Origin of the sequence: Pseudoxanthomonas sp. F37 (assembly GCF_022965755.1) — a bacterium.
In the GTDB taxonomy this organism is placed as follows: Bacteria; Pseudomonadota; Gammaproteobacteria; order Xanthomonadales; family Xanthomonadaceae; genus Pseudoxanthomonas_A.
On record NZ_CP095187.1, the window covers coordinates 3,842,856 to 3,854,088 of the forward strand.

Annotated in this window: 7 protein-coding genes; 3 read left to right on the forward strand and 4 right to left on the reverse strand. The window is 69.3% G+C overall.

What is annotated here, in order from left to right; translation table 11 throughout:
* Positions 1-51: 51 nt before the first annotated feature.
* Both MUU77_RS17900 and MUU77_RS17905 read right to left on the reverse strand, forming a co-directional pair.
* On the reverse strand, positions 52-2,943 hold the full coding sequence (locus tag MUU77_RS17900) for a TonB-dependent receptor (RefSeq protein ID WP_245089828.1): 2,892 nt from the start codon (positions 2,941-2,943) through the stop codon (positions 52-54).
* 219 nt (positions 2,944-3,162) lie between these two features.
* Positions 3,163-3,945, reverse strand: a complete 783-nt coding sequence (locus tag MUU77_RS17905; protein WP_245089830.1) for a sulfite exporter TauE/SafE family protein — start codon at positions 3,943-3,945, stop codon at positions 3,163-3,165.
* A gap of 77 nt (positions 3,946-4,022) precedes the next feature.
* Between MUU77_RS17905 and MUU77_RS17910 the strand changes: the two genes are divergently transcribed.
* Entirely contained in the window at positions 4,023-5,981 is a 1,959-nt protein-coding gene (locus MUU77_RS17910) for a transglycosylase SLT domain-containing protein (RefSeq protein ID WP_245089832.1), read from the forward strand.
* A 127-nt stretch (positions 5,982-6,108) separates the two neighbouring features.
* Positions 6,109-7,338 (forward strand): multifunctional CCA addition/repair protein, encoded by a 1,230-nt coding sequence (locus MUU77_RS17915; RefSeq protein ID WP_245089834.1) that lies wholly within the window; start codon positions 6,109-6,111, stop codon positions 7,336-7,338.
* Positions 7,339-7,401: 63 nt separating this feature from the next.
* On the opposite strand, the gene MUU77_RS17920 is transcribed toward MUU77_RS17915, so the two are convergent.
* Together MUU77_RS17920 and MUU77_RS17925 are read right to left on the reverse strand one after the other, a co-directional pair.
* Positions 7,402-8,634, reverse strand: coding sequence for a HAMP domain-containing sensor histidine kinase (locus MUU77_RS17920; protein WP_245094660.1), 1,233 nt, complete (start codon positions 8,632-8,634; stop codon positions 7,402-7,404).
* 32 nt (positions 8,635-8,666) lie between these two features.
* A complete protein-coding gene (locus MUU77_RS17925) occupies positions 8,667-9,359 on the reverse strand; it encodes a response regulator transcription factor (RefSeq protein WP_245089835.1) in 693 nt (230 codons plus the stop codon).
* A gap of 136 nt (positions 9,360-9,495) precedes the next feature.
* On the opposite strand from MUU77_RS17925, the gene MUU77_RS17930 reads away from it, so the two are divergent.
* On the forward strand, positions 9,496-11,214 hold the full coding sequence (locus MUU77_RS17930) for a glycosyltransferase family 39 protein (RefSeq protein WP_245089837.1): 1,719 nt from the start codon (positions 9,496-9,498) through the stop codon (positions 11,212-11,214).
* The last annotated feature ends 19 nt before the right edge of the window (positions 11,215-11,233 follow it).

Genomic DNA, 11,233 nt, shown 5'->3' on the forward strand with positions numbered 1-11,233 from the left:
CAGGAGAGCCGCCCATAGGCGGCTCTCCTGTGCAGCAACCCCGGGTGATCCTCAGAACCGGTAGTCCGCGCTCACGTACCAGAACGCGCCCGGCAGGTCGTACGTGCCGGCGTCGTAGCCGTTGAGCGAACAGGTCACGCACACCGGCGGCTCCTTGCCGAACACGTTGTTGGCGCCCAGCGACAGCTTCAGGCCGGTCAGTGCGAAGGCGTCCTTCCAGCCGAACTGCACATCGTTGTAGGTGGTGGAACCCAGCGTATTGATGCCTTCGTCGTTGAGGCAGCCGGGCACGGCGGAGATGACGGCGTTGCCGCAGTCTTCCTTCACCGCGCTGATGTAACGCACGTTCCAGGTGGCGTCGAAATTGCCGCGCTTCCAACCCAACTGCAGGTTGCCCTGCCAGCGCGGAATGGCGCTGTCGGACACTTCCCAGCCCACCTGCCGCTGCGAGCGGTTGCCGTCGATGTCCACCGCTTCGTAGTTGAACACCGTGGTGGCCTGCAGCGCCGCGGTCAGCACGCCCCAGCCCCAGTCCGGGCCGGCCCAGTTGACCTTCACGTCCAGGCCATCGGTCTCGATGGTGGCCAGGTTGTCCAGGAAGTTCTCCGGCGGGTTGAGATTGCCGCTGCTGCCGCGGGTGAACGGCGAGCACAGCGCCGGATCCTGGCCACCGGCCGCCAGGCAGGCATTGAGCAGGGCCTGGATGTCGCGCGGGGCGATCGCATCATCGATCTTGTGGTGGTAGTAGCTCAGTTCGAAGTCCAGCTTGTCGGACCAGGACAGCCCCTCCGCCCAGCCCGGGCTGTACACCACGCCCACCGTGTAGCTGTCGGACTTCTCGGGCGAGAGATCCGGGTTGCCGCCGGTGAAGGTGGTGATCTGCGTATTGGCCTGCTCGAAATTGTTCGGCACGCCCTGCGCCACGCACGCCGCCTCCAGGCCCGGCGAGATGCCGTCGGCGGTGTTCACCACCGGCGAGCCGGTCGGGCCGCACGGATCGACCAGCGTCGCGCCGAACTGGGTCAGGCCGTACAGCTCACCCAGGTTGGGCGCGCGAAAGCCCTGCGAGTAGGTGCCGCGGAACACCAGGTCCTCGATCGGCTGGAAGCGGAAGCCCAGCTTGCCCGTGGTCTCGTTGCCGAAGGTGGAGTAGTCGGAGAATCGCACCGCGGCACTCAGGTCCAGCGAAGCCAGCACCGGGAAGTTGAACTCGGTGTAGACCTCGCTGACGTCGTAATCGGCCGACACCGGCGCGGCGAAGGAATCCTGCGACTCGCCGGTCTGCCGCAGCGGATCCGGATTGAACTCGCCCTTGTAGCGGCGATGCTCCACGCCGGCCGCGAATTGCGCGGTGCGCTCGCCGATGCCGAACAGGTCGCCGGTCAGGTTGGCCGACGCGATGTCCAGCACCTGCTTGCTGCTGTCGATCTGGCGCGTGCGGATCCAGTCGATCATCTCCTGCGTCATCGGCCGGCCCTGCCCGCCGAACAGGTCCAGCGGCACGCAGCCGGGCACCGCGGCGCAGACGGCCGGATCGCCGAGCGCCAGCGCGATGTTGGCCATGTTGTAGCCATTGAGGAACACCTGCTCGGCCTTGTTTTCGGCATGCACGTAGTTCGCATCCCAGCTGAAGCTGCGGTCCCCGACGTTGAACAGACCATCCAGGCCGATGTTGAAGTAGGTGGTGTCCACGTCCTGGTTGAAGATGCGCGGGCCGACTTCCACCGGGCGCTTGGTGATCCAGCCGAAGTTCTGCCCGGGAATCAGGTCGATCCCGAACGGGTTGTACGGATTGGCCGCCGAAATCATGATGGTGTCGGCGATGCCGCCGGTGCCGGCGTACGGACCCACGAAGATCGGCTCGGGCGCGGCCTGGTTGGCCGACTGGCGATTGTTGTAGAGCATCTTCGCGTGCAGGCGCACGTTGTCGGTCAGGTCGAAGTTGACCGAACCGAACATCGACTTGCGCTTGCTCGGTGTCAGCAGCAGGTTGTACGGCGCGAAGTTGAAGCGGTCGGCCCCGGTGAAGTCGTGGTACGTGCCGGACGAGGGATCGGCCGGATTCCAGACCGGCGTGGTGGTGCCGTCGTCCAGGGCCAGGTCGTAGAAGAACTCCTCGCTGGGCGTGCACGACCCATAGCTGCCCACCGGCCGCGCCGGGTCGCAGAACGTGAAGCGGCCCTGCGGGATGGCCGAGCTGCCTGCGGCCAGGCCCGCGCCGGGCTCCGGCCACGCGGACTGCTCCCAGTCGCCCGCACTGATGCGCTTCTGCTCGTAGTAGCTGGCCGAGAACACGCCGTTGAACCGCTCGCCGCCACCGCCCAGCGTCAGCGAGGCCTCGGTGGTCTCGCCGCCGCGGCTGTATTCGCCGTAGTAGGTGTGGACCTCGACGCCATCGAACTTCTTGCGGGTGATGATGTTCACCACACCGGCGATGGCGTCGGAACCGTAGATGGCCGAGGCGCCGTCCTCCAGCACTTCGATGCGGTCCACGATGGCCAGCGGGATGGTGTTGAGGTCGGCGCTGCCGCTGACGCCGGACGCGGACGATTCGTTGACCCAGCGGATGCCGTCCACCAGTACCAGCACGCGCTGCGAGCCGAGGTGGCGCAGGTCGACCTGCGCGGAGCCGGCGCCGATGCCGCCGCCATCGGAGGGATAACCGAAGTTGCCCGAGGAATTGAACTTCGCGTTCAGCGCCTTGCCGCCGGCGGTGAGCTGCTGGAGGATTTCACCGACGCTCTGCACGCCGGTCTGGGCGATCTTCTCGCGGTCCAGCACGAACACCGGCTGCGCGGTCACGGCGTTGGACTGCTTGATGCGGCTGCCGGTCACGGTGACCGTGTCGAGGGTGGTGGCTTCCTGGGCCACGGCGATCGCGGGAAAAGCACACAGCACTGCGAGCTGGATGGCCGAAGCCAGTTTTTGGCGACGCGCTTTCATGGATTCTCTCTCCGGAAAGGGGTTCAGCCGCACGGCCAACGCCTAAAGCGGCTTGCCTTCCCTTGTAAAGAATCGTTAAGAAGCTCACAACAGAAGAAAGTCACCTTTCTGAAGAAAGTAATCTCGATTTTGCTCGAATAAATGGATTTACCTGAAGTTTCTACACGCCTTTATCACGATGGTTAACAAGTAAATGGAAATACCTTCCGTGGCCCAGGCTCAACCGCTGGCGAGGATCGCGATGCCCATGACGACCATGAAGGCGGCGAATACCTGTTTCAGCGCCTTCCCGCCGATGCGATGGGCCAGCCGCGTGCCCCAGGGCGCCGCGATCACCGACGCGATCGCCACTCCGATGGCGGCGGGCAGGTAGATGTAGCCCACGGCGTGGGCCGGCAGTGCGCCCGGTGGCGCATGCAGTGCATAACCCGTCGCACTCGCGATGCCGATGGCCACGCCGCATGCGCTGGACGTGCCCACGGCGCGCACCGGCTGCACGCCCCGCCACACCAGCAGCGGCACGGTCATGCTGCCCCCGCCGATGCCGACCACCGCCGACACCGCGCCAATGACCGAGCCGGCCGCGCTGATGCCCACGCCGCGTGGTGCAGGCACGCCACGCCCTTCCGGATGCGCGCGTCCGCCCAACACCATCTGCGCCCCCGCGATGAAACAGTAGCCAGCGACGATCCAGCGCAGCACCCGGTCGTCCAGATGGACCGCCAGGCCACTCCCCAGCCAGCCACCCACCAGCAACCCCGGCACCATCCACGCCACGGTCGGCCACAGCACGCTGCCGCGGCGATGGTGCGCGTACGCCGACGACGATGCCGTCAGCACGATGCTGGCCAGCGAACTGGCCAGCGCCGCGTGCATCGCGGCCTCCTTCGGAATGCCATGCAGCGGCAATATCCACGCCAGTGCCGCCACCAGTACCAGGCCTCCCCCGATGCCGAGCAGGCCCGCCAGGATGCCGGCCACCACGCCGAGCAGGGGGAACATCCACACACCTTCCAAACTCCACCTCGATGCCGTGTCCATCTACAGGGACGTTCAGCCGGCATGGGTATAGTCCCGGCATGGTCCGTATCCCCCTCATCGTACTCGCTGCCACCACCGCTCTGTGCCTGTCCGTGCGCGCCCATGCGCAATCGCTCGAGGCGCAGCGCCCCACATTCCGCACCGCGCTTGCCGCTGCGGAAGCGGGCCGCCTCGAACCGGCCTCCTCGGCCGCGCTGGCGCGCCATCCCCTGTACGGCTGGCTGGAATTCGCCGCGCTGCGCCACGACCCGGACATCGTGTCGAACACGCAGGCGAGGGACTTCCTGCGCCGCCACGATGGTCAGGCGGTGGCCGGCCAGTTCCGCGCGCTGTGGCTGGCGGCCCTTGCGCGGCGCCAGGAATGGCCGACCTTCCTCTCCGCCTGGCAGCCCACCGAGAGCGTGGCCCTGCAGTGCGCGTACCTGCAGGCGCGCCAGGCCACCGGACGCACCGATGCCGCGTGGACGGAACAGGCGCAGGCGATCTGGCGCAAGGGTGCCAAGTCGCTGCCCGACGGCTGCGACCCGGTGTTCAACCTGCTCGCCAGCCAGGGCGGGCTGCCGCCGGCACTGCGCTGGGAACGCATCGAAGCCGCGGCCGGCGAGCGCCAGACCGGCGTCATGCGCGCGGCGGCACGCGGCCTGCCCGCCGATGAAGCGGCGCTGGCCGACGATTACGCAGCCTTCATCGATGCCGTCCATCCGCGCGCGTTGAACTGGCCCAGGACCGAGCGCAGCCGCCGCATGGCCGCCCATGGACTGGCGAAGCTGGCGCAGTCCGATCCGGACGCCGCCGAACGCCTGTTGCCGCAGTACGCGAACGCACTGGGCATGGGCGAGGCCGAGCGCGGCCAGGTGCTGTACCAGATCGCCCTGTGGACCGTCGCCTCGTACGGACCGGATTCCGCACGCCGGCTCGGCAACGTACCGGAAGCGGCATACGACGAACGCCTGCACGAATGGCGCGTGCGCGAAGCGATGGCGCGCGGCGACTGGCCGGCCGCGCTCGCGGCGCTGCGGAAGATGCCGCCTTCGCAACGCACGGATTCGCGCTGGCGCTACTTCGAGGCGCGCATGAGCGAGAAGACCGGCGATCGCGCCGGTGCGCAGCGCCTGTTCCGCGAGGCCGCCACCAGCCCCACCTTCCACGGCTTCCTCGCCGCCGACCGGCTTGGGCAGGATTACGCGCTGTGCGCCTGGATCCCCCGCGATCCGCCCGAAGCCCGGCAGGCCGTGGCGCGCGACCCGGCCATCGTGCGTGCGATGGAACTGTGGCAGCTGGAACGCCCGGGCTGGGCCACGGCGGAATGGAACGAAGCCCTGTCGCGTTTCGACGACACCCAGCGGCGGATCGCCGTGGAGGTGGCACGCGACAACGGCTGGTTCGACCGCGCCGTGTTCTCGCTGGGCAGGCAACCCGACGAGCAGCGGCTGTACGAACTGCGCTTTCCGCTGCATCACGGCGACACGATCCGGCGTGAAGCCCAACGGCATGGGATCGACCCGGCCTGGGTCGCCGCCGAGATCCGCGCCGAGAGCATCTTCAACCCGAAGGCGCGTTCGGGCGCCAACGCGATGGGGCTGATGCAGGTGCTGCCCGGCACAGGCGCGGGCGTGGCCAAGCGGCTGGGCATTCCCTATGCCGGTGCGTCCAGCCTGTACGACGCCGACACCAACATCGCCATCGGCACGGCGTACCTGCGCGAGATGGAGGACAAGTACGGCGTGCCCTATGTCGCCATCACCGCCTACAACGCCGGGCCCGCACCGACGGCGCGCTGGCAGTCGCAGCGGCCGGGCTTCGACCCCGACCTCTGGATCGAGACCATCAGCTACAAGGAAACGCGCGAGTACGTGGCGCGCGTGCTGGCCTTCAGCGTGATCTACGACTGGCGCCTCAACGGCACCGCCCTGCCGGTCGCCGACCGCATGATGGGGCGCGTGCAGGGCAAGCGGAAGGCCTTCACCTGCCCCACCGCGCAGATGCCGAAGAGCTGAGAGCCGATGGCGCTTTCTGTGGGAGCGAGGTGAGTCGCGAATCGGGTTTGCGCGGCGCTTCGCGACCGACGTCGCTCCCACGACGGCGCCGCAGACAGTGGCGTTGCCGTTCCGGCATCATGGCGGCATGAAGACCTATCTCGTCGGCGGCGCGGTACGCGACCGGTTGCTGGGCCTGCCGCCCGGCGACCGCGACTGGGTGGTGGTCGGCGCCACGCAGGCCGGGATGGAAGCGCAGGGCTTCAAGGCCGTGGGCCGCGACTTCCCGGTGTTCCTGCATCCGGATACCGGCGAGGAGCACGCGCTGGCGCGGACCGAGCGCAAGAGCGGGCGTGGTTACCGGGGCTTCGTGGTCGATGCCGATCCGTCGGTGACGCTGGAGGAGGACCTGCAGCGGCGCGACTTCACCGTCAACGCGATCGCGCAGGCGGAAGACGGCGCACTCGTCGATCCGTACGGCGGCGCGCGCGACATCCAGGCCCGCGTGCTGCGGCATGTGGGCCCGGCCTTCGTCGAAGACCCGTTGCGCGTGCTGCGTGCGGCACGCTTCATGGCGCGTTTCGCGCCGCTGGGCTTCACCGTCGCACCGGAAACGATGGCGCTGATGCGCACCATGGTGGACAGCGGCGAACTGGATGCGCTGGTGCCCGAGCGCGTCTGGCAGGAACTGCGGCGCGCACTGGCCTCCGCACGGCCATCGGCCTTCCTCTCCACGCTGCGCGGCTGCGGCGCGCTGGCCGTGGTGCTGCCCGAAGTGGATGCCCTGTACGGCGTACCCCAGCGCGCGGAATACCACCCGGAGATCGACACGGGCCTCCATCAGGAAATGGTCAGCGACATGGCGGCGCGGCTGGCGCCGGGCGATGCCCGGATCGGTTTCGCCGCACTGGTGCATGACCTGGGCAAGGCCTTGACGCCGGGCGATGTGCTGCCCAGGCACATCGGCCACGAGCATGCGGGCGTCAAACCGGTGATCGCCCTGTGCGAGCGGCTGAAGGTGCCGGTGGACCATCGCGAACTGGCGGTGATGGCCTGCCGCGAGCACCTCAACGTGCACCGCCTGTTCGAGCTGCGCGATGCCACCGTGGTCGAACTGCTCGCGCGCTGCGATGCCTTCCGGCGGCCGGAACGCATTCCTTGGCTGGCGACGGTCTGCGAGGCCGACAAGCGCGGTCGCGGTGGCCAGCAGGATGCCGACTATCCACAGGCTCGCGCCCTGGTCGACCTGCACCGTGCCGCGCTGCAGGTCAGCGCGCGCGATGTGGTGCGGGAAGGCATGACGGGGGTGCAGATCGGTGAGGCGTTGCAGGCGGCACGGGTCCGGGCCGTCATGCGACAGCGGCAGTCGGTCGGCTGACGGTCCGGCCTGCCCTCGGGCCGCGGGACGGCATCGCGCGCGGGGCGTGGGCCCCGGCCCGCGTCAACGCGACAGGCGCAACCGGCTGATCGTGCCGCGCCCCGGCGCGGACTGGATCGAGAGCGTCCAGCCGAGGTGTTCGCACAGGCGCGCCAGCAGGTCCAGGCCGATGCCGCCGCCCTCGCGCCCGCCGCCGCGGGCCATCTGCGCGTACAGGCGGCTGATGTCCTCCGGCGTCATGCCGTGGCCGGGGTCCTGCAGGGTGACGGTGGCGTCGGCATCCAGCCGCACGTGGATCTGGCCGCGATCGCTGTTCTCGATCGCATTGCGCAGCAGGTTGCCGACCGCGGCCTGGACGATGTGGAGCGGGGCGGAAACGGTGCACGGCTGCAGGTCGTCGACGATCACCTGCAGGTCCTTGCCCGCCAACAGGTGGCGGTGGTCGTCGATGATGTCGGGAAGCAGTTCGTGCAGCATCACCACGTCGCTGCTGCGCGACAGGCGCGCGGGATCCTTCGCCAGCGTCAGCAGCAGCGCGATCAGGCGCTCGACATCGCGCGCGGTGCGATGGATGCGCTGCACCTGCTGCCGCGCGGGCGCCGGCAGGTCCGGTTGCTCCAGCGCCAGTTCGCTGGCGCCGGCGATGATGGCCACCGGCGTGCGCAGCTCATGGCTGGTGGTGTCGATGAAGATGCGTTCGCGCTCGACGAAGGTTTCGTGCCGGCGCAGGTAGTCGTTCAGTGCGCTGGCGATCACCACCAGTTCGGTGGTCGCCTTTTCGGGCACGGTGATGCGCTGGCCGGCCCTGTCCGGCGACAGGGCGCCGATGTCCGTCGCCAGCCCGGTCAACGGGCGCAGCGAACGGCGCAGGCCCCAGGCCACCAACGCGCCCATCACCACCACCAGCGTCACCGCCAGGCCGAGCACGATCAGCGTCAGCGTGTCCTCCCGGGACTCCAGTTCGGTGATGTCGAGCACCAGCGCGTACCTCACGCCCTGCACGGTACGCACCAGCACCAGCACCTCGCGGTCGCCGAGCATCAGCTCGTCATGGATGCCTTCCGCCAGGCCGGCGACTTCGGCCGGCGGCTGGCGTGCATCGGTGGAGGCGTACAGCTGCAGGTCGTCGGTGTCGCTCCAGCGGTAGCGCGGATCGTCGGCGCGGCGCTGCAGATGGTGTTCCAGCTCGGTCTTCAGCAGCGAATCCCAGACCAGCCGCTCGGCGATCTCGTTGACCAGGAAGCCATGCAGCATCACCGCGGCCGTCAGCAGCAGGGCATAACCGCCCAGCCACATCAGGATGTGCGCGCGCAGACTGCGCCGGGCCCTCACCTGTCCTCCGCCGCGTGCGGCACGGCCAGCCGGTAACCGGTCCGCGGCAGCGTCTGGATCAGCTTCACCGGGAACGGTCCGTCCACGCTGCGGCGCAGTTCGTAGATATGCGAGCGCAGCATGTCGCCGTCGGGCGGATGGTCGCCCCACAGCGCGTGTTCGAGCTGCTGCCGGGTGACGGCGGCCGGGCTGGCCTGCATCAGCGTTTCCAGCAGTTTGCGGCACGCCGGATACAGGTGCAGGGGCTGGCCGGCGCGGGTGGCTTCCAGCGTGGCGAGGTCGAGCTTCAGGTCGTGCACCTCCAGCACCTTGCGCCGCTGGCGTCCGTGCACGCGCGCCATCAGCGCTTCCAGTCGCACTTCCAGTTCCGGCAAGGCGAAGGGCTTGGTGAGGTAGTCGTCGGCGCCGGCGCGGAAGCCGGCGATCTTGTCGGGCAGCTCGTCGCGCGCGGTCAGCATGATCACCGGCACGTCCGAGCCGTGGTCATCGCGCAGGCGACGCAACACCTCCGGGCCTTCCAGCCGCGGCAGCATCCAGTCCAGCACGATGGCGTCGTAGGCCTGGGTGCTGGCCAGGTGCAGGCCGGTAAGGCCGTCCGGGGCCGCATCCAGCGTGTGCCCGCGCGCCTCGAAATAGTCGAACAGGTTCGCCACCAGGCTCCGGTTGTCTTCGATGACCAGCAACCGCATCGGCGGATACCCAGCTGCGCAAGGGGGGCCCGCAGTCTCGCAGGCCGGATGTCGAAGCGCCGTCGGAGTTCCGACGGTTCTCCTACGCGCCATGATCCACCATCATGCCCTCCGCTGCAGGCCACCGCGACCACCGATGACCCCGACGCCCGTCCGCAACGCCCCCTCCTGGCAGACGCCGCTGCTGCTCCTGCTGATGGTCTGGGCGCTGCTGGCCGGCCTGGGCCTGCGCGAACCGATGCCGGCCGACGAGCCGCGCTTCGTGCTGGCGGCGCGCACCATGGTGGAGACCGGGCAGTGGCTGTTCCCGCACCGGGGCATCGAGCTGTACGCCGAGAAGCCGCCCGTCTTCATGTGGCTGCAGGCGGCCAGCTACCTGCTGGTCCGCGACTGGCAGGTCGCCTTCCTGCTGCCGTCGCTGCTGGCGGCCCTGCTGACCCTGTGGCTGAGCGGCGACCTGGCGCGCCGGCTGTGGGGACGCCATGCCGTGCCGTACGCGGTGTTCGGCCTGTTCGTCTGCCTGCAGTTCGTGCTGCAGGCCAAGCGCGCCCAGATCGACATGGTGCTGGTGGGCATGACCACGCTGTCGCTGTGGGCGTTGCTGCGCTACCTGCTGGAGAAGCCCAGCCCCTGGCTGCTCGCCCTGGGCACCTTCGCCGCGGGCCTGGGCACGGTGACCAAGGGCGTGGGTTTCCTGCCGCTGCTGGTCTTCCTGCCCTGGCTGTGGGTGCGGGTGAAGTCGCGGCAGGCGCTGCCGGCGCATCGCGGCCTGCACGCGTGGGCCGGCGTGGCCGGCTTCGTGGCGGGGGCGGGCGTGTGGCTGGTCCCGATGCTGGCGACTGCGCTCACCTCGGCCGATCCCGCCCTGCACGCCTACGCCCGCGAGATGCTGTTCAAACAGACCGGCACCCGCTACGCCAACGCCTGGCACCACGTGAAGCCGGCTTGGTACTACCTGCAGACGATACTGACGCTCTGGCTGCCGGGTGTGCTGCTTGCACCGTGGCTGCTGCCGGCGTGGCGGCGGCGGCTCAAGCGCGTGGACGCCCGCCATGCGCTGCTGCTGGGCTGGGCGCTGCTGGTGCTGGTGTTCTTCAGCGCCAGCCCGGGCAAGCGCGAGGTCTACATCTTCCCGATGCTGCCGGCGCTGGCGGTGGCGGCCGCGCCGCTGTTGCCGGCGCTGCTGCGCCGACGCGCGGTGCGCGCGACGCTGTGGGCGTACATGGCCGTGCTGGCGGTGGCGGCGGGCGCTTTGGGCACGTGGCTGCTGACGGCCGCGCCGACGCGCCTGCAGCCGCTGATGGAAGGACGCGGCATGGACATGGCCACCGTCGCCCAGCTCGGCCGTTGGCTGCTGGGCTTTGCGCTGGTCGCGGGCGTGGCGATCGCCGCCGTGGCCCGCTCCTCGCGGCAGCGCGTGGGCGTGGCGTTGGTGACCGTCACCGCCGCCCTGTGGACGGCGTACGGCATGGGCTTCATGCCGGCATTGAGTCCGGACAGCTCCGCGCAGGCGCTGATGCAGCGCGTGGCGCAGCGGATCGGCCCCGAGGCCGAGCTGGCGATGCTGGGCTGGCGCGAACAGCACCTGCTGCAGGCGGATCGGCCGGTGACCGACTTCGGCTTCAAGCGGCCATGGGCGGAACAGTGGCAGCACGCGCACGCGTGGTTGCTGGAAGCGCCGGCGCGTCGCTGGCTGTTCCTGCGCAAGGAAGCCATCGGCCCCTGCCTCGATCCGTCGAAGGTGGTGGACATCGGCGCATCCAACCGCCGCGCATGGATCCTCGCGCCCGGCGATGCATGGATCGAGGGCTGCGACGTGCCGGCGGACTGGTCGGCCGACATCGGCGAAGACTGAATCCGGAACAACGGCACAC